The organism is Desulfosporosinus sp. (genome assembly GCF_014237355.1).
Lineage (GTDB): Bacteria > Bacillota > Desulfitobacteriia > Desulfitobacteriales > Desulfitobacteriaceae > Desulfosporosinus.
This window is the reverse complement of record NZ_JABZFS010000076.1, coordinates 103,587-126,037: the sequence shown is the minus strand read 5'-3', so window position 1 is coordinate 126,037 and position 22,451 is coordinate 103,587. Positions and strand designations below refer to the sequence as shown.

At 41.6% G+C, this 22,451-nt stretch carries 20 protein-coding genes; 6 read left to right on the top strand and 14 right to left on the bottom strand.

Annotated features, from left to right (window positions below; genetic code table 11):
- Nucleotides 1–145: 145 nt before the first annotated feature.
- The gene (priA, locus tag HGJ98_RS17335) at nucleotides 146–2,422 is read right to left on the bottom strand and encodes a primosomal protein N' (RefSeq protein ID WP_291352947.1); all 2,277 of its coding nucleotides are present in this window, start codon (nucleotides 2,420–2,422) and stop codon (nucleotides 146–148) included.
- Nucleotides 2,423–2,773: 351 nt separating this feature from the next.
- On the opposite strand from priA, the gene HGJ98_RS17330 reads away from it, so the two are divergent.
- On the top strand, nucleotides 2,774–3,994 hold the full coding sequence (locus tag HGJ98_RS17330; protein WP_291352946.1) for a solute carrier family 23 protein: 1,221 nt from the start codon (nucleotides 2,774–2,776) through the stop codon (nucleotides 3,992–3,994).
- A 222-nt stretch (nucleotides 3,995–4,216) separates the two neighbouring features.
- On the top strand, nucleotides 4,217–4,789 hold the full coding sequence (locus tag HGJ98_RS17325; RefSeq protein WP_291352945.1) for a Uma2 family endonuclease: 573 nt from the start codon (nucleotides 4,217–4,219) through the stop codon (nucleotides 4,787–4,789).
- A 220-nt stretch (nucleotides 4,790–5,009) separates the two neighbouring features.
- Here HGJ98_RS17325 and HGJ98_RS17320 read toward each other — a convergent pair whose 3' ends face one another.
- Together HGJ98_RS17320 and HGJ98_RS17315 are read right to left on the bottom strand one after the other, a co-directional pair.
- The gene (locus tag HGJ98_RS17320; protein ID WP_291352944.1) at nucleotides 5,010–5,411 is read right to left on the bottom strand and encodes an ACT domain-containing protein; all 402 of its coding nucleotides are present in this window, start codon (nucleotides 5,409–5,411) and stop codon (nucleotides 5,010–5,012) included.
- A gap of 3 nt (nucleotides 5,412–5,414) precedes the next feature.
- Nucleotides 5,415–6,707, bottom strand: a complete 1,293-nt coding sequence (locus tag HGJ98_RS17315; protein ID WP_291352943.1) for a phenylacetate--CoA ligase family protein — start codon at nucleotides 6,705–6,707, stop codon at nucleotides 5,415–5,417.
- Between the two features lie 317 nt (nucleotides 6,708–7,024).
- Here HGJ98_RS17315 and HGJ98_RS17310 point away from each other — a divergent pair, with 317 nt between their 5' ends.
- Genes HGJ98_RS17310 through HGJ98_RS17295 form a run of 4 tightly spaced genes read left to right on the top strand, consistent with a single transcriptional unit; the run spans nucleotide 7,025 to nucleotide 9,768 of the window.
- A complete protein-coding gene (locus tag HGJ98_RS17310; RefSeq protein ID WP_291352942.1) occupies nucleotides 7,025–7,411 on the top strand; it encodes a GntR family transcriptional regulator in 387 nt (128 codons plus the stop codon).
- Entirely contained in the window at nucleotides 7,408–8,310 is a 903-nt protein-coding gene (locus tag HGJ98_RS17305) for an ATP-binding cassette domain-containing protein (protein ID WP_291352941.1), read from the top strand. The genes HGJ98_RS17310 and HGJ98_RS17305 overlap by 4 nt, the downstream gene beginning before the upstream one ends.
- The gene (locus HGJ98_RS17300) at nucleotides 8,291–9,025 is read left to right on the top strand and encodes a hypothetical protein (protein ID WP_291352940.1); all 735 of its coding nucleotides are present in this window, start codon (nucleotides 8,291–8,293) and stop codon (nucleotides 9,023–9,025) included. The genes HGJ98_RS17305 and HGJ98_RS17300 overlap by 20 nt, the downstream gene beginning before the upstream one ends.
- Nucleotides 9,022–9,768, top strand: coding sequence for a hypothetical protein (locus HGJ98_RS17295; RefSeq protein WP_291352939.1), 747 nt, complete (start codon nucleotides 9,022–9,024; stop codon nucleotides 9,766–9,768). The genes HGJ98_RS17300 and HGJ98_RS17295 overlap by 4 nt, the downstream gene beginning before the upstream one ends.
- 127 nt (nucleotides 9,769–9,895) lie before the next feature.
- On the opposite strand, the gene metK is transcribed toward HGJ98_RS17295, so the two are convergent.
- The 11 genes from metK to HGJ98_RS17240 all read right to left on the bottom strand — a co-directional run bounded on the left by metK (nucleotide 9,896) and on the right by HGJ98_RS17240 (nucleotide 22,142).
- A complete protein-coding gene (gene metK, locus HGJ98_RS17290) occupies nucleotides 9,896–11,086 on the bottom strand; it encodes a methionine adenosyltransferase (RefSeq protein ID WP_291352938.1) in 1,191 nt (396 codons plus the stop codon).
- A 198-nt stretch (nucleotides 11,087–11,284) separates the two neighbouring features.
- Entirely contained in the window at nucleotides 11,285–12,481 is a 1,197-nt protein-coding gene (coaBC, locus tag HGJ98_RS17285) for a bifunctional phosphopantothenoylcysteine decarboxylase/phosphopantothenate--cysteine ligase CoaBC (RefSeq protein ID WP_291352937.1), read from the bottom strand.
- Nucleotides 12,481–12,687 (bottom strand): DNA-directed RNA polymerase subunit omega, encoded by a 207-nt coding sequence (rpoZ, locus tag HGJ98_RS17280; RefSeq protein ID WP_291352936.1) that lies wholly within the window; start codon nucleotides 12,685–12,687, stop codon nucleotides 12,481–12,483. Before rpoZ ends, coaBC begins: the two co-directional genes overlap by 1 nt.
- A complete protein-coding gene (gene gmk / locus HGJ98_RS17275) occupies nucleotides 12,684–13,292 on the bottom strand; it encodes a guanylate kinase (RefSeq protein WP_291352935.1) in 609 nt (202 codons plus the stop codon). The genes rpoZ and gmk overlap by 4 nt, the downstream gene beginning before the upstream one ends.
- Before the next feature lie 11 nt (nucleotides 13,293–13,303).
- Complete coding sequence (gene remA, locus HGJ98_RS17270; RefSeq protein WP_291352934.1) at nucleotides 13,304–13,582, bottom strand: extracellular matrix/biofilm regulator RemA; 279 nt, start codon at nucleotides 13,580–13,582, stop codon at nucleotides 13,304–13,306.
- Nucleotides 13,583–13,595: 13 nt separating this feature from the next.
- On the bottom strand, nucleotides 13,596–14,474 hold the full coding sequence (locus HGJ98_RS17265) for a YicC/YloC family endoribonuclease (protein ID WP_291353127.1): 879 nt from the start codon (nucleotides 14,472–14,474) through the stop codon (nucleotides 13,596–13,598).
- A 46-nt stretch (nucleotides 14,475–14,520) separates the two neighbouring features.
- Entirely contained in the window at nucleotides 14,521–15,504 is a 984-nt protein-coding gene (locus HGJ98_RS17260; RefSeq protein WP_291352933.1) for a sulfite exporter TauE/SafE family protein, read from the bottom strand.
- A 22-nt stretch (nucleotides 15,505–15,526) separates the two neighbouring features.
- A complete protein-coding gene (locus HGJ98_RS17255) occupies nucleotides 15,527–16,456 on the bottom strand; it encodes a glycyl-radical enzyme activating protein (RefSeq protein WP_291352932.1) in 930 nt (309 codons plus the stop codon).
- A 73-nt stretch (nucleotides 16,457–16,529) separates the two neighbouring features.
- Entirely contained in the window at nucleotides 16,530–19,013 is a 2,484-nt protein-coding gene (locus tag HGJ98_RS17250) for a glycyl radical protein (RefSeq protein ID WP_291352931.1), read from the bottom strand.
- 119 nt (nucleotides 19,014–19,132) lie between these two features.
- Nucleotides 19,133–21,037: a TRAP transporter large permease subunit gene (locus HGJ98_RS17245; RefSeq protein WP_291352930.1), complete on the bottom strand. Its 1,905-nt coding sequence runs from the start codon at nucleotides 21,035–21,037 to the stop codon at nucleotides 19,133–19,135.
- 73 nt (nucleotides 21,038–21,110) lie between these two features.
- Nucleotides 21,111–22,142 carry a TRAP transporter substrate-binding protein gene (locus HGJ98_RS17240; protein WP_291352929.1) on the bottom strand — a complete coding sequence of 344 codons (1,032 nt, stop codon included), beginning with the start codon at nucleotides 22,140–22,142 and terminating at the stop codon, nucleotides 21,111–21,113.
- Between the last annotated feature and the right edge of the window lie 309 nt (nucleotides 22,143–22,451).

Genomic DNA, 22,451 nt, shown 5'->3' with positions numbered 1-22,451 from the left:
CCTGTCTCAAAAGTGTTGTCGGAGGTTCACGGTTCGAACCCAAGAACCTAATCTAAAGTTTTAGGCAGTTGTCATCCTGAGCGTCAGCGAAGGATCTGCTACCCTCGGAGAAGATCCTTCACGACCTTCAGGATGACGCCTCGCATTAAGTTGAAAGCGGATCAACTTCAATATTTAAGATAATTCCATTACTTGACGGGCTCTTGAAAAACCTTTGAACTCCTTGATGTAAAAACGATCTCAAGAGATCCTGACGTGTTCCTTTAACAGAGATTTGCCATCTCCATTGGTTCCTTAACTTGGATAAAACTGCCGGTGCAGGGCCAAGGATATCCAAATCAGTATTTCCAAATTCAGGTTCTTGCATTCCTTGTTGTAAACAAGCTCCCAGAGCATTGGCTCCTTTAATTACACGGTCCTCTTTTTCATGCAATAACAAAACCCTTATGATATGAGTGAAGGGGGGATACTTTCTTTCTTTACGATAGTTGATTTCTTCCCAGAAAAACCCCTGAAAATCATGGTTGGCAGCCCTCACAACGGCACTATCTCTGGGCGAATAGGTTTGGATCACAACCTCCCCCGGTTTACTGCTTCGACCCGCACGCCCTGCAACCTGAGTCAGAAGTTGAAATGTCCGTTCCCTGGCCCGAAAATCTGGCATATTGAGGGTTTGATCTGCAGCAATTACTCCAACCAATGTGACATTCGGAAAATCTAATCCTTTGGCCATCATTTGCGTCCCTACTAGAATCGAAGCTTCCTGACGACGAAAACTATCCAAGATCGTGTGATGGGCTTCACTGGATCGTGTCGTATCATAGTCTAACCGCAAGATCGGGACATCAGGAAAGAGACCTTGAATCTCCTCTTCCACACGTTGGGTTCCTTGTCCAAAAAACCTAATATATCGACTACCACACTTCGGACACGTATGAGGAGGCAGCTCTTTATAGTCACAATAATGGCAGCGCATCGCCTGTCCTTGGGTATGGTAGGTTAGAGCGATATCACAATTAGGGCAACTAACCACGTACCCACATTCTCGACAAACCACAAAGGTAGAATACCCTCTGCGATTCAAAAAAAGCATGGTCTGTTCGCCTCTATCAACTCTCTCCCGCAATTTTTGCTGCAGTGGAAGAGAAAAGATGCTTCTATTTCCCTGCCGAAGTTCATCTCGCATATCTACGATTTCAACGGGGGGCAGTACACTCGTTCCGATCCTCGTTGTCATGGATAACATACGTATCTTGCCCGTTTGCCCTGCCGCATAGGCTTCTAAGGAAGGAGTTGCGCTCCCTAGTAAAACGACACCCTTTCGTTGATCCATTCTCTTGCGGGCAACATCACGGGCATGGTATTTGGGATTCTCGTCTTGTTTATAGGCCCCATCATGTTCCTCGTCTAGAATAATAAGACGTAAGTGAGGCAAAGGAGCAAACACGGCTGAACGAGCTCCAATTACAATCCTCTTTAGTCCTGATACTATATCCGACCAGGCTTTCATCTTCTCCCTCTGCCCCAACCCTGAATGCAGGATAATCACTTGCTCACCAAATTGGCTTTCAAAAGAACGGGCCACTTGAGAGGTTAAGGAGATTTCTGGTACGAGAAGAATAGCATCTCCCCCCTGAGCTAAAACCTGGGAAATCAACTCACGATAGACCTCGGTTTTTCCGCTGCCAGTTACCCCATGCAATAGTACGGTTTGGGGCGAGCCCTCTTCTAAGGCGGCTAACACACCTTTAACTGCAGTTGCTTGTTCCTTAGTTAACTCGTAAGTTCTGCCCGATTGAGATTTATCACTGTCAGCCTTCTTATTCTGTTCAGGCTTTATTACCTGCTCGATAGAAGATTGAGCTGTCCCAATAAATCGCATTTCTTTTTTTGCCAGCCCATGTCTAAGCAGTTTGTCAAGGGTCTCTACGGATATATTCGCCCGTTTTAAAAAAACTTTAAGAGATATAGCTTTTTTTCTTGCCCGATTGAGAACTGTAAGCCCTCGAAAGGCCTCCGAATCCAGCCATTGTAACGTTTGAACGTCAGAATCCTCAATCGAAGCCAAAAGCACGATCCACGCTTCTACTTTTCCTTTAAGAAGAGGCCAAACTGTATGTAGGCTTTGAGCAATCGAGCAGATCGTGGTTTGGGACAACCAATGAGCAAGTTCAATGAGATCTGAGGGAACCAGGCTATCCTCATCGACAATCTCTATGACATGCTTGAGATTAACGCCCTCCATTTCCTCCCGCAGTTCATTCGTCAAATTTACCACAAGTCCCTGTACTTTTCGATTTTGAAGAGAAACTAAAACTCGCATTCCTATCTTTAAATTAAGATATTCCGGAACAAGATAATGAAAACTTTGGTCCAAACGCCGGTTTGCTACATCAACCAATACTTCAGCATAGCGGAACATAATGAGGCCTCCTTATCAGCAAACTATCAATAACGCTAATGTCAATATTGGTCAAATACATTATATCAAATCTTACGCTTGCTTTACAATTTATCCAATTAATCTGTCGCGGAAATAATTATAAATTAGACAAACTTTTTAAGAAGGTGGTCCTACCCTCTTGTCAAACCGGAATAAATTATGATATGCTTTAGGACAGTTAAATCCCTAACCTTTAAATTAGTCCCGTGAGGCTAAGAAGGGAATGGCGAACCATGAGTTAAACATGGACACCTCTTTCTTGCTTGCGGGCGGGGAAGAGGTTTTTTTATGTGCCTAAAGGCATTAAGTAAAAATTAGGAGGATGAAACCATGAATGAAGTACAAATACACGAACGTTTACCACTAACAAGAGCTATACCTCTTGGGGTCCAGCATTTGTTCGCAATGACTGGGGCAACAATTCTAGTACCGCTGCTCACGGGCCTTTCTCCAACCACTGCATTATTTGCTTCAGGTATCGGAACAATAATATTCTTACTTCTAACCGGCAGCAAAGTACCGGCTTACCTCGGTTCCTCTTTCGCCTTCATTGGGGCTTTAACCGTTTTCATCAAAGATCAAAATAACCTAGCTGGAGCAATGACAGGGGTTTTATCCGTAGGTATCGCCTATGTCCTAATTTACTTTTTACTAAGCTTGTTTGGTACTAAATGGATTAATAAAGTCATCCCTCCTGTTGTTTCAGGAAGTGTTGTAGCAATTATCGGATTAAGCTTAACGCCCGTTGCAGCCGACATGGCAAGTCAAAATTGGATTGTAGCCATATTTACATTGTCAGTAGCAATTTTAGTAAGTATCTATGGTAAAGGATTTTCAAAAATCGTACCCATTCTTATTGCTATCGTAGCAGGATATATCCTTGCTTGGTTCATGGGATTGGTTGATACAACAAAGATTATTGCAGCCTTCGAAACTCCATTTGTTTTACCTTTCAGTAGTGTTGGCACATTCAGTTTAGACGTAACTGCTATCCTTACTTTCGCTCCATTAGCCCTTATCACATTGATTGAAGATTTAGGCCATATGATGATTCTTTCAAACATTACTCGCAAAGACTTAAATCAAGACCCCGGTTTTGATAAAGTCGTTTTAGGAAATGGCTTAGCGACAGGCGCAGCAAGTTTGTTTGGCGGAGTACCACTCACAACCTATGCAGAAAACATCGGGGTATTAGCGATTACAAAGGTATACAGTTCATTTAACCTCTGGATTGCAGCGTTTATCGCCATTGGATTAAGCTTTTTCAACCCCCTTGGAGCTGTAATCATGAGTATCCCAACAGCCGTAATGGGCGGTGTAGTCATCGTATTATTCGGAATGATTGGCGCAGCCGGACTCCGCACCATGGTCGAAGCAAACGTCGATTTCTCAAAAAACAAAAACCTTATTATTGCAGCGGTAATCTTCTCTCTTGGTATTGGGTTAAAGAGTCATGGGGTTATGTACGCTACCATAGCAGGTATTTTCCTCAATCTTATTCTTAAGGATGAGACTGAAGCTGTCTCTGGTGTGAGTAAAGAGATCGCATAATAAAGGATAAAAATCCTTTCTATAATTACAAGAATAACCAAAGCACCTTAATTACAAAAAATTAAGGTGCTTTATTTTGTCTGACGATAAAATGTGACCCCCTATGAAACTATTCAAGGCTATAAAGAAATTTAAGGGATTATTTGGTATAATGAGAAAGAAGACAGCTTTCTTTAATCCGAAGGATCCCGAAAGCCTATTAATAAGTGAGAGAATGATTTAATGCCGTCACCGCAAGCAGATAAGAACTATACTTATGCTGATTATCTAACTTGGCCGGAAGACGAACGATGGGAGATACTTGACGGCATAGCTTATATGCAAGCTGAACCATCTCCGATACACCAAGAAATATTGGCCAGTCTACTAGCCCAGCTTCATCACTCCCTTTCAGGTAACCCCTGCAAAGTTTATCCTGCACCCTTTTGTGTAAGGTTAATGGATGATGATAAAAAGAAAAATGACGAAATTAAAACTATTATTGAGCCCGATCTTTCTATAGTGTGTGATGAAACTAAAATTGATGAAACTGGCTACAACGGAGCTCCGGATATGGTCATTGAAATAATCTCGCCCTCTTCGATTAAAATGGACAGATTTATAAAGTTTAACAGTTATGAAAAAGCCGGTGTTAAAGAATACTGGATCGTTGAACCCGTTGGGAAGCTCGTAAGTGTCTTTGTATTACATGATGATCAAAGGTATGGAAGACCTGATACATATACAGAAAATGACGAAATAAGATTGTCAATTATTTCTGACCTAGTCATTGATTTAAAACCAGTATTTGCTTGATGAATATATGGGGGATATTATAAAAATTAGCGAGAATTTGAGTCGTCAAATTCTCGCTAATTATTTGATTAAATTCCGCTTCATCATCCTCCCCACATTTGAAGAGAAACAGGGAATAATGTTGTCTAAGATCTTGTGCATAAAGTCAATTGTCGCTGAACGTTTCAAGCAGTCACGAACCTACGACCTTCTGCTAGTTTCCCGAATGCCTTGTCGTTGACTACTTCGATGGCAAATTTAGCGTCTTCATGGCTTTTTCCATAATAGCCTTATCCTGTACTCGAAGGACTACTAGGGCCTGCTCATTCTCTTTCTCGACAAAAGCATACATGTACTCCACGACTACATCCTGCTGAACTAATTGATTAAGCACTTCTGCTAATCCACCAGTGCGATCAGGAACCTTCAGTACCCATACAGGGGTTAGGGACACAACCACTCTTCGTTCTCGTAGTTTCAGCGCAGTCTCTTCAGGGTTATCCACGATAATTCGCAATACCCCATAATCCTTAGTATCCGCTAGTGACAAGGCCCGCAGATTGACCTTAAAATCGGCGAGAAGACTGATTACCTCAGCCAACCTTCCTTTGGCATTCTCCAGAAAAATAGATAATTGCAACATGCTTTAACCCTCCTTGTTACGTTTATCGATAACTCGAATGGCTTTTCCTTCACTCCGCGGTATACTTTTAGGTTCTACTAAGCGAATGCGGACGGAAATACCCAATACGTCTTCAATTCTCTTCTTAAGCTTATCCTGACGACCTTCCAACTCACGTACTTCGTCAAAGAAGGTCGTTTCATTGACCTCAACTTGAACTTCTAGTTGATCTAAGTTACCAACCCGGTATACAACTAATAGATAATGGGGTTCAAATCCTTCAAGGAGAATCGCCTCTTCCACTTGACTTGGGAAGACATTAACCCCCCTGATAATTAACATATCATCCACCCGAGCTGAGACACGTTCCATCGTCCAGCCAAAGTGTCCGCAGGAACATGGCCCATAATGTAACGTGGTCAAGTCTTTGGTTCGATAACGCAGAACTGGAAAACCCTCTTTTTCGATACTAGTTATGACTAATTCTCCACGTTCTCCATTGGGCAGCGGATTTCCTTCTTCATCTAGGATTTCGGGATAAAAATGTTCGTCGATATGTAAACCCCGATGTGCAGGACATTCTAACGCTACACCTGGTCCCATAATCTCACTGAGCCCATAAATATCAAAGGCCTTAATGCCCAATCGTGCTTCGATTTCTTCTCTCATACCCTCCGTCCAAGGCTCTGCACCGAAAATCCCAATCTTAAGCTTCAGTTCATCCCTTGAAATTCCGGATTCCTCAAGACTTTCTGCTAAATAAAGGGCATAAGATGGAGTACAAGCCAAAACAGTCGTCCCAAAATCTCGCATAAGCATCAGTTGGCGGGCAGTATTTCCACCCGAAATAGGAACGACGATGGCACCTAATTCTTCGCAACCATAGTGAAGCCCCATTCCGCCCGTAAATAAACCATATCCGTAGGCAATTTGAACAACATCCTTTTTAGTTACACCAGCTCTTTCAAGCTCATTGGCAACGATCTTCGCCCAAAGGTTGATATCTTGACGAGTGTATCCAACAACCGTCGGCTTACCCGTAGTTCCTGACGAAGCATGAAGCCGCACAATGTTTTCCATTGGTTCGGCAAAAAGTCCAAAGGGGTAATTCTTACGCAAATCCTCTTTGGTCGTTAAGGGAAGTCTCTGAAAATCCTTAATTGACTTAATATCTTCAGCTTGAGTAATCCCTATCTGTCCATAACTTTCTTGATAATGAGGGATAGGCAATACTCGCTCCACTGTTTTTCTAAGATTCTTAAGTAATTGTTCCTCTGACCGATCTGTTTCATTAGGTACTTTATCCGCTATATCCACTATCTCATCCCCTACTTTTACAAAATTTGTCTTAAATCGACGATCATTCCTATAACACGTTGCATTAGAAATGAAATTATATGCTCTAATATACTACAGTTTCGTTGATCATACCACTAATTTATCGATTTGAGGAGAGAGTTTTAGAGCTTAGATTTAGCCATAACCCCTACCAAATAATCATTAAGTTTAGCAAGGACCCTTTATGTACAAATTGAACAGAAAACTTACAGTTTACAACGACTATCTTTATGCATATAATACTCATAGTACGTTACAGCACTAATGCACTAACTAACGATGTCTGGAGGTTTATTGTGATCCTTAATACTGATAGTACCAAACCCATATATATACAGATTGCGGAATGGCTTGAAGTCGAAATTCTTAATGGCAACTTCAAGGAAGACGAAAGGGTTTATTCCCAATATCAGTTGGCAGACATGTTTACGATCAACCCTGCAACAGCAGCTAAAGGGTTAAATCTTTTAGCCGAGGAGCACATCGTTTATAAACGACGAGGGCTCGGTATGTTTGTTTCTCCAAATGCCAAACAAGCGATTCTAACCAAGCGCCGGAAACAAATCCTAGAACAAATGATCAAAGAGTTAGTTATCGAGGCAAAACGCTTAGATGTCGATGAAGCTGAGCTAATTGAGATGATCAAAAATGTAAGAAAAGAAGGTGAGGAGGAACAGCTATGAGTGTCATTCAATGTCAAAACGTTACGAGATCCTACGGCAAACTAAAGGCCATTGACAATTTATCCTTTGCAATAGAAGAAAACAAGTTAACTGGCCTAATTGGCAGAAACGGAGCCGGGAAAACAACCCTGTTAAAATTGCTTGCTGGATATTTGAAACCTACGAGTGGGGAAATTGAAGTCTTTTCCCAAAAGCCCTTTAACAATTTAGAGGGTTCCTCTAAAACAATGTTTGTTAATGACACGATGACCTTTCCTGACTCCTTTACACTTATCGATATCTTATCAGAAGTGGCACCCTTTTATGCTAATTGGAATTCAAACCTTGCAAAGGGTTTACTGGACTATTTCTCAATAAACCCTAAACAACCCCATAGCAAGCTATCCAAAGGATCCAAAAGTACCTTTAATAGTACCCTTGGCATTGCCTCACGCTGCCCGCTGACGATATTCGATGAACCAACTTCAGGTATGGATTCTGCGGTAAGAAAGGACTTTTACAAGGCATTACTTAAGGACTATCTTGAATACCCCCGGTCCATTATCCTTTCAAGTCATTTGATAAATGAAGTCGAAGGGATATTAGAGGATATTCTTTTACTGAATCAAGGTGTCAAGTCCTTGCATCTTCCAGTCTTGGAATTAAAAAAGTTCGCTATTGGACTTAGAGGAAATGCTCAAGTAATTCAAAGGTTTGTCGAGGGTAAAGAACTAATCTATCAGGAAGAGTTTGCTAAAGGGTACTTATACGTTGTCCTCAGAAGCGAGTTAATCCAACCAGAGCTTAAACTAGTCAGGCAAAGCGGTTTAGACGTACTCTCCATTTCGACGGATGATCTGTGCATATATCTAACAGCAAAGTCTAGAGGAGGTATTGATTATGTTTTTAAAAGAAGCTGATTTGCTGTCATTTTCCTTTAAACAATTTGTCTACAAACTCAAAGCCCATTCAAATTTGTTATATGGGCTTATGTTGATTCAGATAATTGCTCTATTTTTCTCAATAGGCGGTGTAAGTCATATGTCGTCCAGCAATGGAGAATTGTCAGTATCTGTAAACACCTACTCTGCCAGCCTTGTCATAGGATTTTCGTTCATTTGGATATTCTTTATAGGTATTCTACTAACAACCAAACAGTACAAAAAAATCGAACTACCCCTAGTAACGAGCAGTCTTTCAGGAAATCTCTCAGACATAGGGTTCTTGATGATTGCTAGTATCTTTGGGGGCATCACCTCTACGCTTGTTGGGGTTCTCCAAAGGATTATCCTGTATATCTTCTTTGATCGATCTCAAATTATCTTTGACAAGTTTTTAATTTCCTTTTACGACCTAATGTTGGGGATCGTTATTGGAACGTTATATATGATCTTAATCTCTGCACTAGGGTATCTGATTGGTTCAATAACTAAATTAAGTATGGCCTTCGTTCTAATTATTCCAGCAATCATTTTTGGCTTTCTAAGAGTTTACACCGATTTCTTCCAAAAGGTTCTGCTGGTTTACACTAAAGAGGCTGCGTTACCCTTGTTTGCCTTGAAAGTTCTTATTACCGTGATAATTTTGTTTGGAGTTAGTAGTTTGCTTTCTCCCAATAAGGAGGTCTCCCAATGAATTCTCTACTCCTTTTAATACTATTATTTCTGATCGGTATTGTAATAATCTCCCTCTTTCAATCCTTGCGATCTAAAATTACTAGACTCCTATCTTGGAGACTAAGTGCAATAATAGCTGGGCTGTATCTAGGGTTTTTAGCTATGCTTGTTCCAATATTATATCTGCTGCCGGCGAACGACTTCATCAAAACCGTCGAGAATAAGGAGGAAGCAATTTCAAACTCCCAAATCCTTATGAATGATTTGTATAATCAAAAATTCCCCTCCGAGGAAGACTTGGCTAAGCTTGAAGGAGTTTACAAAAACAGCAGCCATACTTTCAAGGTTGATTCAAACAAATTATCAATTAACTTGCTGACTAAGACAGGGAGCTATCATGTCTTAATACAAGAAAAGGATGTTGATGACAACGAAATAAACGTCTCGGCTTATGTCACGGCTCAATATATGGGAGAGGTTAATTTTACAAAACAACTTGCCCCCCCTGCAATCTCACTTAAGAATGGGATATTATTTTTAACAACACCTAATTATCAGACGTTGGAATTCAAACAATTCAATTCTGACTTCACCGTAGATCAATTTAAGCATCAAAACTCTAATAATGGACTGTCCACGAATTTTGGGGAGCAGATTATCTATTTACATGTCCCCGAAAATTTGGAAATTAATAGAGATGGGCTGGAGGATCGAATCCAACTGATTGGGGCTAGACAAAAGCTCATACAAAGAGCCCAATAACCTAAAGAAGGTAGGCGAATTATTCTCACCTACCTTTTCAATGCCCTTTATAAAGATTAGATTTTCAAGCCCCCCACAGCAACATTGTCTATTGCTATGAAAGCAACTCAAGTGCTATGTCTTCCGCTTACAAACCAGCTAGTTTTTTCAAGGCATCGACCTTGTCTGTTCTTTCCCAGGGAAGGTCGAGGTCCGTTCTTCCAAAGTGCCCATAAGCTGCGGTTTGGCGATAAATAGGGCGGCGTAGATCTAAGGCCTTAATAATACCCGCTGGACGAAGGTCAAAGGTCTGCCTTATAAACTCAACAATTTTTTCATCGGCTAGTTTCCCTGTACCAAATGTTTCAATTGAGACAGATACCGGCTGTGCTACCCCGATGGCATAGGCAATTTGAAGTTCGCAGCGGTCTGCCAGGCCTGCCGCTACAACATTCTTTGCTACGTAACGAGCTGCATAGGCAGCTGAACGGTCAACTTTTGTGGGATCCTTACCTGAGAATGCGCCGCCGCCATGGCGAGCCATTCCGCCATAAGTATCTACAATAATTTTCCGCCCTGTCAGTCCGCAATCTCCTTGAGGGCCGCCAATTACGAAACGTCCTGTTGGGTTAATAAAATATTTCGTATCTTCATCTAAAAGCTCTTTGGGAACCGTAGGGTAGACTACATATTGAAGTAAATCTCTCCGTATTTGCTCGTTGGTTACATCCGGGTGATGTTGAGTGGAGATGACGATGGTGTCTACTCGAACTGGTCGATTATTCTCATATTCAACAGTAACCTGAGTTTTACCATCGGGACGGAGGTAGGTCAGATGGTTTAATTTTCGCATTTCGCTCAGTCTCCGTGCCAAACGGTGAGCTAAATCAATAGGAAGCGGCATCAAGCTTTCGGTTTCATTTGTTGCAAAACCGAACATCATACCCTGATCTCCAGCCCCTATGGCATCGATATCATTTTCAGTCATTTCGCCGTTTTTGGCTTCCAAAGCTCGATCCACGCCCATAGCTATATCTGCAGATTGCTCTCCAATCGAGGTTAAAACTGCACAAGTATCTGCATCAAAACCATATTTGGCCCGAGTGTAGCCCACTTCCCGCACTGTCTCGCGTACAACATGCGGAATATCCACATAACACGAAGTTGTGATCTCACCGCTTACAAGGACTAATCCTGTGGTTACGGTAGTTTCACAAGCTACTCGAGCATTAGGGTCTAAGGTGAAAATTGCGTCCAAGATAGCATCAGAAATCTGGTCACAGATCTTATCCGGATGTCCCTCTGTTACAGATTCTGATGTAAATAGTTTTCTAGCCAATTACTTCACTCCTTTGTTTTACCAAATCAATAGTATGAATTGGTGGTGGCATAAGTGCAACCAAAGACTTCCACCATCGGTCCCTTCTCGCCATCCATGGCTACAGGGACACTCGGCCATCCTTGGCCATCGCCTGCGGCTTCTCCGATGAGTTAACAGGTGCGAAGACAGTGTCTTCGGGCGCAAGTCAGGTTTTCTTTAAGTACCGAGGAGGTTGGCAATCTCAGCGACGAGATTCCGCGCAACCTCCAGCTTACTCATTTGAGGAAAATCTATTCTTCTTCCATCGGGAAAGAGAAAACTGACAATGTTCGTTGGGCTACCAAAGCCCGCACCGGGCTTAGTGACATCATTTGCTACAAGGAGGTTGACATTCTTTCTGTGCATTTTTTCTTGGGCATTGGCCAGGAGGTTCTCTGTCTCTGCCGCAAACCCGATCAGAACTTGGGAGGTTTTCCTACGTCCAAGTTCAGCTAATATATCTGGATTTGGGATTAAGTCAATTGTGCGGCTTACCCCATCCTTTTTGATTTTTTGCTCTGCTTGTGTTGCTGGACGATAATCCGCAACCGCCGCAGCCTTAACCACAACATCTATGTTCGGAAACCTCTCAAGGACTGCATCATACATTTCAAGAGCCGTATGTACTGAAACTCGTGTAACACCTGATGGCGTCGGTAAATCAGTGGGTGCACTAACAAGGATGGTCTCCGCACCGGCTTCCTGTAATGCTTGAGCAACGGCATACCCCATTTTCCCTGAACTCCGGTTACCAAGATAGCGAACCGGATCAAGGGGTTCCTGAGTTCCACCAGCGGTCACAAGGGCTTTCTTCCCTTTTAAACAATCCTGCCCAGAGAACCACTGGGTTACCGTTTCTACGATCTCGACGGCTTCACTCATTCGTCCGTCTCCCTCCGTACCACACGCTTGAAATCCTGTGCCAGGGCCAATAATCTTTATTCCGCGTTCTTTGAGCCTAGACAGATTCTCCTGTGTTGCTGGATGATGATACATTGCATGGTTCATGGCCGGAGCCACAAAAATCGGTGCGCGAGTCGCTAAAAGAACTGTGGAAAGAAAATCATCCGCAATCCCAGTTGTCATTTTGGCTAATATATTAGCCGTGGCAGGAGCAATGATCACTGAATCAACATACTCTGCCAGAGCAATATGCTCAACATTCCACAATTTGGGCTCACCAAACATATCCACATACACTGGATTTGTGGATAAACTCCTTAGGGTAAGAGGGGTAATAAATTCTGTTGCTGACTTCGTCATGGCAACATGGACTTCAACGCCCAACTTTCGCAAGCGGCTGACAACTTCAGCTGCTTTGTAAGCTGCAATTCCACCAGTCACTCCAACGAGGACCTTTTTACCTGTGAGCATTATATACTCTCTTCAGGAGTACATTCATAATTGATATCTGAATGAGAAATCTCCTCAAGTGAAATACTAACAGGTTTTACCCCCTTAGCTAAATCTTCGTGCTTAGCTTCTTCCATGATCATGCGCGCCCGCTTAGCAACTACCTTAACTAAAGTGTATTTGCTGTCGACCTTACTCATTAGAACATCCAATGAAGGTTGTTTCATATAGATTCCCCCTTAAAAACAAACGGTTTTCTTTTTACCCGACATTTTTCTGCGACCAAAATACTCTTAAGTTTATCGACTGCCGCAGGAACCTCGTCATTAATTACAACATAATCATATTCACTCACATATTCCAGTTCCTGAATTGCTTTGGCTAATCGTTTCTGAATGACTTCCTCGCTCTCAGTTCCTCGTTTATGAATTCTCTCAGAGAGAATATCCAGGGAAGGTGGAACGATAAAGGTGAAAACCCCTTGAGGGAACCGCTTCTTAACTTGCAGCGCCCCTTGAATCTCAATCTCTAAAATAACATCCTGCCCTGCTTGAATCGCTTGTTCGACTGCAAAGCGTGGTGTCCCATAATAATTATCACAAAACTGAGCCCACTCCAAAAGCTCATCCCCATGAATCATTGCTTCAAAATCTTCCTTCTGACGGAAGTAATAATGAACTCCGTCAACTTCACCAGGGCGAGAGGTCCGAGTCGTCATCGAGACGGAATATTTTAAATCTGGCAACTGGCGAAGCAATTCCTGGCACAGTGTCCCTTTGCCGGCGCCAGAAGGACCTGAAAGGATAATTAATAATCCATGACTTTGTTCCAAAGCCTCCACCCCTAATCTGCCGGGTCTTCTGCGTGGCTGCTGCTTGATTCTTTTGCCGAAAGACGATGGGCTACTGTCTCGGGCTGAACTGCAGATAGAATCACATGATGGCTGTCACAGATAATTACCGCACGTGTACGCCGACCATAAGTAGCATCGATGAGCATGCCCGAATCCCGGGCTTCTTGAATAATACGTTTGATCGGGGCGGATTCCGGACTAACAATTGAGATAATGCGGTTGGCCGAAACAATATTACCAAACCCGATGTTTATGAGCTTAATGTCCAAATTGAATCCTCCATTACTCTAAATTTTGAATTTGCTCTCGTACTTTTTCCAGTTCACTCTTAACCTTAATCACCTGTTGCCCAATCTTCAAATCATTAGCCTTTGACCCGATCGTATTAATCTCTCGGTTCATTTCCTGAACCAAAAAATCAAGTTTACGCCCTACTGACTCGCTGCTTCTCAACGCCTCTCTGCTTTGGGACAGATGGCTGTCAAAGCGAACCAACTCCTCAGTGATCGATGCACGATCTGCAAAGTAGACAACCTCATTCGCCAGTCGAACACCATCCAATTCTACCTCTCCTAGAAGTGTCTGGAGCCGTTCATGTAAGCGTTCTTGATAGTCTGCTACAACATATGGTGCTCGCTCGGCAATTGTGTTTAAATACTCAGCAATAAGATTAATCCTCTGTAATAGATCAATCGTTAATTTTTCCCCTTCAGAACTCCGCATTTGCCCAAAACCGTCTGTTGCCTTGGAAAGTGCCTGAGAGCACGTTTCCCACAAAGCATCAAGATCGAGTTCTGCTTCCTCGACAGCAAGAACTTCCGGAAAACTGACTAAACGATAAATATCCGTTTCATACGCCGTATGTAGAGCTAAAGCGAGTTCTTTCAATGTCTTATCATACGACAGCGCTAAATCATTGTCAACCTTCACCAATCTCTTTCGTTCTTCTATTTCCACCACATTAACATGTACTTCAATCCGTCCACGCTGGAACTTATCTTGCAATGTTTTGCGAATTCGTTCTTCAAAGCTGCTTAAATAACGCGGCATTCTTACAACGACTTCTAGAAATCGATGATTCACTGATTTAAGCTCAATGGAAAACTGATATCCGCTTCCACTCGCCTCTCCACGTCCAAATCCAGTCATACTGTTTGCCATATATAACCCGGTGAACATTGTTCACCCGGGCCATTCACCCCCTATTTTAATTAATCCAAAAACTTTTAATTGACATATAAAAACCAGTAAATAAAAGTATACCATAAGCTATTCTTTGAAAGGTAATTTGATTTATTTTATCAAAAAGTATATTCCCCATAAATACACCTCCTGCAACAACGGGAATTAATCCCAAAGCCGAAGCTACTATACCTAGATTTGTTTTTACGGTTAACAATTGTGTGCCAAAGCTGATTATATAGACAAAAATAAAGAATACTAAGGTTGTACTTCTTGCTTTCTCTTTTATTGTATTCGTTGCATTATAGTATAATATGAGGGGTACTCCTGGCATTCCAATACTAGTTGTAAATAACCCAGCACAGAAACCTACAAAAAACTGAATTTTCTTTATAGCTGGAATATCTAGGTTTGCTGGTAAATTATCACTTAAATCATCAATTTTGGATTTAGGGTTGGTTTTAAATGATTTTTTCATGAGTAGAAGGGTTACTATTAAAATAACAATACTCACGGTAACCTTCAAGATGTGTATATTTACATATTTATAAAAAAATATACCTAAAGGTATCCCTACAACGCTACCGATTATTAGCCTCCATAGTAGACCTTTATCTACATTCTGTATTATTTTACGTATTAATAAAAGCGAAACTACAAATGAGAGAATAATACTTATTTGAACACATTCGCGGGAATCAAAAACTAGAAGTAAAAAGGGTGTGGCCATAATCGAAAAACCAAAACCTGTAGCGGCCTGTAATACTGAGGCAAAGAAAACAATGACCGTAGCTAATATCCATTGTAACACTGTTATCACTCTTTTCATGATCGCATTTACTGTTCTCAATGGAGAAGATTTCCTTACATATACAATATAACATGGTACAAAGGACAATATCCCCGAAATAAATAATCTCATGATATTGTTTTTACCTATTAGTTCAATGCTTAAAATCCCCATATCAAAACGTAAAGTAAAAACCGCAGTTACCTGCGGTTCAATCATAACTATTAGGTAGTAATCCTAATTATTCGAGGGAATTGGCAATCTCCTTAAGTCGATTAAACGTTTCATCATTTAACCTCGTGCCATCTAAAGGATAGTGTTTACCTAAATAGTTATATTTTTGTTGACCTAAACGATGATACGGCAAAAGTTCGTAACGAACATTAGAACGACCTTTAATGAAATGAATGATCGCCCGAATATCTTCTTCTGAATCATTGAATCCGGGAATCACGGGTGTTCGTACAAGGATTGGCAAGTTAGGGAATTCCTCACAAAGTTTTTTAAAATTCTCGATAATGAGTTCGTTCGACGCATTCGTAAACTTCTTATGTTTTTCCGTATCCATACACTTAATATCCATAATTAGCGAATTAAGGTGTTCGCATACTTTTGCGAATTTCGGCCACTCCGCGTACCCACAGGTTTCTATTGTCGTATTGATTCTTCTGCGTCGAGCGACTTTTAGAACTTCAGTGATAAAATCAGCTTGCATCAGAGGTTCCCCGCCACTAAAGGTTAAGCCTCCGCCTGATCGGGCATAGAAAGCACTATCTTTCTCTACCGCTTGAATAATGTCATCAATACTCGTTTGTTTTCCGAAGACTTCAAGCGCTTTAGAAGGGCACGCCTCCGAGCAAAGTAAACACTCTCTGCAAAGTTGACGATCAATTAATATCTTGTCATTTTCTTCAAGATCTTGCTTGACCGCTCCATAAATACACGCTTCAGCACATCTTAAGCATTTACTGATTCCTATACACTTGCTGGGATTATATCCTAATTCTGGGTTCTGTAGCTGAGATTCTGGGTTACTACACCACTGACACCTAAGAGGACATCCCTTTAAGAAAACGATAGTTCTTATCCCCGGGCCATCATGTACGGAATAGTGTTGAATATTAAACACATATCCATATTTCTTCTTATCAAATACAAATGTTTCCCCCATAGCAGTTCCTCCTAATTACGATGAATGTAAGTCCTACTTATGTTCGATATAAGCAGGACTTACAAAGATTGAATTAGATTGCACTGTGCTCTGTTCTAGCGATGATATCATCTTGTAAATCAGAGGACAACTCGACAAAATATGCACTATATCCTGCAACCCGTACGATTAGACCGCGGTATTTCGACGGATCTTTTTTAGCAGCAAGCAGCGTTTCTTTATTGACAATGTTGAATTGTAAATGCCACAATTTTAAATCGCACCAAGTTCGAATAAAGGATACTAATTTTGCTGACCCTTCTTCACCGGCTACACAAGTTGGGCTCAATTTGATGTTCAATAATCTAGCCGCACGATTTCTGAAGTTATAGTTCTTAGAGTTGAAGTTTGACATAAGAACTGCAGTAGGACCATTGACGTCTGCGCCATGGGATGCGGAAGATCCATCAGAAAGAGGGGCCCATGCTTTTCTACCATTTGGTGTAGCACTGACGACTTTACCGAATGGAACGTGCGAGGTGAAAGGTACAAGCCTTAGATCCAGATGGACACCAAGCTCTTTGGAGTATTTTTTTGTGAATTTAAGGGCTTCTCTATCGACGTCTTTAGCAATCACATCGGAATAAGAATCATTATTTCCATATTTAGGTGCATTCAAGAGCATCTCGCGAACCGCTTCGTAGCCTTCAAAGTTACTCTTCATGGCTGCAACGAGTTCTACCATGGTTAATTTCTTATCTTCAAAGACAAGTTTTTTGATAACAGCTAAAGAGTCAACGACTGTACCATAGCCCATCAATTCAAAGTAACCAAGATCAATTCCTCCCTCAATGGCTGGAGTATGCAGATCCTTACATGTTTCCATGCAGAGGTCATGCATCAAGGAACCGAGGGGGGTAGCAAAATGTTTTGGACGCATATTGATAATAATGTGTTGTTGGATGAATGCATGTTTCAGGAAGTTCGTTTGTTGAGCAACATACGCATTCCAGAACTCATCCCAAGTTTTGAAGTTCGTTGGATCTCCTGTTTGAAGCCCAATCACTTCATCCCCGAATTTGAGCATTTTACCGTTGTAGAGAGTTAGCTCTACGGCTGCCGCAAAGTTCACATATGGGTTACCACTTGTATAGGTATCTCGATTCGGCATTCTACATTCAGCACAACCGGATACAGAATAGTCATAAGCCTCTTCGAAACAGGCCCCTTTAGAAAGTAAGAGCGAAACAACTTCTTCATCATTAATGAGTTTAGGGAAGCCTGTACCTTCTTTAACGGTTTCCGCCACTTCATAGAGATACCGTTCTGGAGCACGAGAATGGATCCGAGCAGCAAGGTCAGGGTAATTCAGAGGGAATTCTTGCTTGGACTTCAAGAAGATGTATGTCAGGTCATTAGTAGCATCCAAGCCATCTGGAGTTTGACCACCAACGGTAACTGCCTCCCAGTGTGCATACCCTTCATTAAATGCGCCACCGGTGGGAGATAGATAGAGATCGATAAACTGGGCCATAGCTACCCACATGCATTCGAGTAATTCTGTCGCTTGATCTTCATTGATGCGCCCCTCTTCAAGATCCTTCTTATAATAAGGATAGAAGTATTGGTCCATCCGACCGTTAGATATGATCGTACCTGTCTTTTGCTCAATTCTGGAGAACATTTGGGTAAACCACTGAGATTGAACCGCTTCACGGAAATCCCGAGCAGGGTTTTCAGGTACCCATGCACAACGCTCAGCAATATCCTGTAATTCTTGTTTCCTTTGGGCATCTAATTCCTTATTAGCCAGCTCAGCGGCTAATTTTGCATGTCTCTTAGCCCAAAGAACGATAGCATCACAGGTGATAATGACAGCTTCTAGGAAAGGCTTCTTCTCCATGTTATCGACTGGGCTCATTGGATCAAGAGCTTCAAGCTTTTGTTGAGCCTCTTCTTTGATTCCTTTAAAACCTCTTTTCAGGACTTTCTCATAATCATGAACCCACTGAATTGAGGAACGAAACGTTGCCGTTTCATTGACGAGGAATCTTGAATTCAAGGGGTTTTCCGGATCATAGGTTAATTTAAAGGTATCCTCCGGAAGAGCCTTTGCCAAATTTTCGTGGAACGTTTTACCCTTCCAATACGGAGCAATTTCATTAATGATCACCTGAGCATCCTCTGGCGTGACGTCAAAAGGAGACTCAACCCTGTTCGGGAGTTGTTCAATAGCGACATCCAGGAAATCCCCATCTAATTCAGGGAAAAGGATCCCATATCGCCCTTGATAGCCAGCTCTCCCAACTAAAAGTTGATGATCATCGATGTACACAGTGATGTTTTCGGCAGTGTATTTTAAGGCTTTGGCCCATCTCAATACGAGGGGTTGCCCTTCCGTTTCTATAAAGGATTGTGTAAAGTATTTTGCTCTTTCCACGTCAATTTTTGGACGAAGGTCTTGGAAACTAGTCAATATTTGAAAGACTCTTTCGCGGCCTTCGAAATTTTTCTTACCCAATTGTTCTTCTTGGATTCTTTGTTCATGAGGGGATAATACGTTACAGCAGGATTCCATAATGATTGCCTCCTATTATTCATTTATTATGTCTAATTCATTAAACATCATCTTATTGATCTAAATTAGTCGGTTTAGAGTAGCAAATGGAATATAGTTCAGCATGTTTATGCTACTATTTACTTGACAAAGTCAGTCAGGTACATTGAAATCGACGGAATAAAGGTAATGAACAGCAATGCAATAACCATGACAATGACGAATGGGACAACAGCTTTTGAGATGTCTGCAATTTTTAGTTTGGCCACGCCACATGCTACAAACAAGTTAACACCCACTGGCGGTGTAATAAACCCAATGGACAGGGCTACCACCATGACGATGCCGAAGTGAATCGGATCGACACCAACTTGAGTAACGATCGGAAGTAAAATCGGGGTCAGGATGACGATGGCCGCTAGAGCTTCCATAAAAACTCCAATAACGAGCAATAAAACAATAACCAATAAAAGAATGGTAATTCTATTGTCAGTTAAGGCAAGCATCCAGTCTGCAATTTGTGTAGGTATTTGTTCAATCGTCAGAATGTTTCCGAATATTGTCGCCATCGCCATCAGCGCTATGATAACAGCTGACGTACTACACGCTTCAATAAGACAGGAAGTAATATTTTTTAGGTTAATTCCTTTATAAACAAAAACGCCTACCATTAATCCATAAAAAGCTGCTACAGCCGCTGATTCCGTAGGTGTCATAAGTCCGGAATAAATACCACCTAAAATAATAACCGGAACCATTAATGCCCATTTGGCATCCCAAAAAGCTTTCATAATGGTTTTTGGAGTCCGCTTGCGCGCTTCTCCTTTCCAGCCGTTCTTTTTAGAATACCAATAAGCTACGCACATCAAGGCAATTCCTATTATTATGCCTGGTACGATGCCGCCCATAAAAAGTTTTCCGATAGATACTTGAGCTGAAACACCGAATACCACGAAGGGATTGCTGGGAGGGATCATTACACCGATTGCTCCAGCAGCAGCAATGAGTGCTGCAGAAAACGATTTAGAATACCCTCTTTCCACCATGGCGGGAATAGTTAAGGAACCAATTGCCGCTACTGTCGCTGGTCCTGAACCGCTGATGGCAGCAAAGAACATACTTGTTGCGACAGTCGCTAAGGCCAGCCCTCCAGTAAATGAACCTAAAAGCTCGTCAGCCAAGGCTAATAGCCGCTTGGATAAGCCTCCTGCACCCATAAAAACACCGGCAGCTACAAAAAAGGGAATAGCCATGATAGGAAAACTGTCAATTGAAGTAAAGGCAATCTGCGCTACATATTCTATCGGCATAGTTCCCGCAGCTGCAATCGTAGCCAAGGCCGAAAGGCCTAAGGCCATAGCAATAGGAACACCAATGAATAAAAAGAGGGCAAAATAACCGAACAGCCAAATTACAGCCGGAAGATCCGAACCTATAAAAAGAGGGATGAAAATAACGATACAAAAGAGAACTCCCAACATAGTATCTTTTAGTCCGGTTTCCATGATTTGTTTTACCAAATCTTGAATGACCCTGATTGACATAAGGCCAAACCCAATCGGTAAGATCATATAGGGAATTAGAAATGGAATTTCAAGCGCCGGCGAAGTTTGGGGAAACTCCACCATCATCTTAATGTGGTCGATCCCCATTACCAATACCACCGCAGATAAAGCAAGGCAACAGATATCTACAATAATCCAACTGACTCCTTGCCATCGTTTCGAAAGTTTATCGTATATTATATCTACCCGGATATTACTACGATTTTTGATAGCTAACGGGATAGCCAAGTACGATATCCAAATGAAAACAAACCTCGCCATTTCTTCTAACCAAACTATCGCACTTCCTTCGAAGACATTAGAAATAGCGTATCTGTAGACAGTTTGATACGTAATCAGTAGAATTATCGCCAGCAAACCAACAAATAAGAACGGTTTTTCAAAGTTTTCATCTATTAACTTGAGCCATTTTAGCCAACCCGTGGTTGAGTTAGTTTGGATTTCGGACAATTCTTGGTTTTCTTTAGAGTTTTTTGACATGTTCACCATCCTAACCCTACAAGTTTTTGATCTACGACTTTGACGGGGAGGGCCCCCCCCCGTCATCTTTTCGTTATTTCTGAGTCGCTAACACCAAGTCCATCAATTCTTGCGGAATACTATCCGAATATTTATCCCAGAGCGGTCTGGTTAATGTTTTGAACTCTTCCTTTTCTTCAGGAGTTAAATCATGAACTTTAATTCCAGAATCAATAAACTTTTGTTTCGCCTTTACTTCCAAATCTCTAGAAATAGAACGCTGATAATCTAAAGCTTCTTGGCCGGATTTCACAATAATATCTTGAATATCTTTAGGCAGTCCGTCAAAATACTTTTTGTTCATATACAGCAAGTGCATACTGTAGTTATGGGCGGAATCAACGGCATATTCTAAAACTTCAGCGTGTTTTGCGTCCCAGAGCAAACCAAAAGTATTTCCTTCACCATCAACGGTACCTTGTTGTAAAGCAGTATACGTTTCTCCCCAGGCGACAGGAGTGGCACTCATACCTAAAGCTTGGGCTACACCAACTTCAACCGGCGAATCCGTGGTTCTAACTTTTAAGCCTTTCAAATCAGACGCCTTGGCAATAGGTTTTTTTGTGGTTACAAAATTCCGATAGCCATACTCGCTGTACATAATTGGCTTTAATCCAATTTTCCCAGCAACCTCATCTAAGTACTTTCCTAATTCGCCCTCGTCCAAAGCAGCGTATAAGTTCTCTTGATATTTGATGTCCGTGATGTAGGGAAGGTCAAATACCATAAATTCTCGAGAAAAACTGGCCATGTTGGGTGATGAAGTGGATGCCATTTCTAATGTACCCTTTTGCGTCGATTCTAGGGTTACTCGGTCGCTACCCAAGGTGGTGTTGCCAAATATTTGGACTTCCACTCTTCCGTCAGATTTTTGTTCAACTATTTCCTTGAATTTCTCATAACCTAATGTGACGTTATTTCCGGGTGCCATCGGGTGTGCCAAACGGATGACGATTTTTTTTGCATCCCCGCTGGCTGTTTTTCCCCCACTGTTACTTCCACAACCGACAATAGTGAGTGCTGCAAGAGATACTACAAGTAGTAAAGATACCAATTTCTTTTTCATTTTATCTGACTCCTTCCAAATGTTTTGTTTATTAGTGTTTTCTAGGAAGTAGATTCCCTTTAACAATATCGTTTTAGTTGATTTTAACTCCACCTCCTTAAAAGCGTAACAAGTTAGGTTATGCTCACGTTTGGGTTACGTAAAGAGCATGGACCCTCATTACAAACCCTTGATAAAATTTGCACTTGTAAACTTTTAAGAACGTCACCAGTTCAAGTAATATTGATGCCTTTTGAAAACTATTTCTGGAGATAAGAGTAGTAAGCAGGCAGGCATCATCTCTAAACACTGATGGGCAGAAGTACCGAT

Bases quoted from the DNA above. Each gene is read 5' to 3' on its own strand.
- rpoZ (WP_291352936.1), bottom strand. From the start codon at position 12,687: ATGAAACAACCTTCATTGGATGTTCTAATGAGTAAGGTCGACAGCAAA.
- HGJ98_RS17265 (WP_291353127.1), bottom strand. From the start codon at position 14,474: ATGGCAAACAGTATGACTGGATTTGGACGTGGAGAGGCGAGTGGAAGC.
- HGJ98_RS17305 (WP_291352941.1), top strand. From the start codon at position 7,408: ATGAGTGTCATTCAATGTCAAAACGTTACGAGATCCTACGGCAAACTA.
- HGJ98_RS17250 (WP_291352931.1), bottom strand. From the start codon at position 19,013: ATGGAATCCTGCTGTAACGTATTATCCCCTCATGAACAAAGAATCCAA.
- HGJ98_RS17260 (WP_291352933.1), bottom strand. From the start codon at position 15,504: ATGATTGAACCGCAGGTAACTGCGGTTTTTACTTTACGTTTTGATATG.
- coaBC (WP_291352937.1), bottom strand. From the start codon at position 12,481: ATGCTCACAGGTAAAAAGGTCCTCGTTGGAGTGACTGGTGGAATTGCA.
- HGJ98_RS17240 (WP_291352929.1), bottom strand. From the start codon at position 22,142: ATGAAAAAGAAATTGGTATCTTTACTACTTGTAGTATCTCTTGCAGCA.
- HGJ98_RS17330 (WP_291352946.1), top strand. From the start codon at position 2,774: ATGAATGAAGTACAAATACACGAACGTTTACCACTAACAAGAGCTATA.
- HGJ98_RS17320 (WP_291352944.1), bottom strand. From the start codon at position 5,411: ATGTTGCAATTATCTATTTTTCTGGAGAATGCCAAAGGAAGGTTGGCT.
- HGJ98_RS17300 (WP_291352940.1), top strand. From the start codon at position 8,291: ATGTTTTTAAAAGAAGCTGATTTGCTGTCATTTTCCTTTAAACAATTT.
- HGJ98_RS17325 (WP_291352945.1), top strand. From the start codon at position 4,217: ATGCCGTCACCGCAAGCAGATAAGAACTATACTTATGCTGATTATCTA.
- HGJ98_RS17255 (WP_291352932.1), bottom strand. From the start codon at position 16,456: ATGGGGGAAACATTTGTATTTGATAAGAAGAAATATGGATATGTGTTT.
- priA (WP_291352947.1), bottom strand. From the start codon at position 2,422: ATGTTCCGCTATGCTGAAGTATTGGTTGATGTAGCAAACCGGCGTTTG.
- HGJ98_RS17295 (WP_291352939.1), top strand. From the start codon at position 9,022: ATGAATTCTCTACTCCTTTTAATACTATTATTTCTGATCGGTATTGTA.
- HGJ98_RS17245 (WP_291352930.1), bottom strand. From the start codon at position 21,037: ATGTCAAAAAACTCTAAAGAAAACCAAGAATTGTCCGAAATCCAAACT.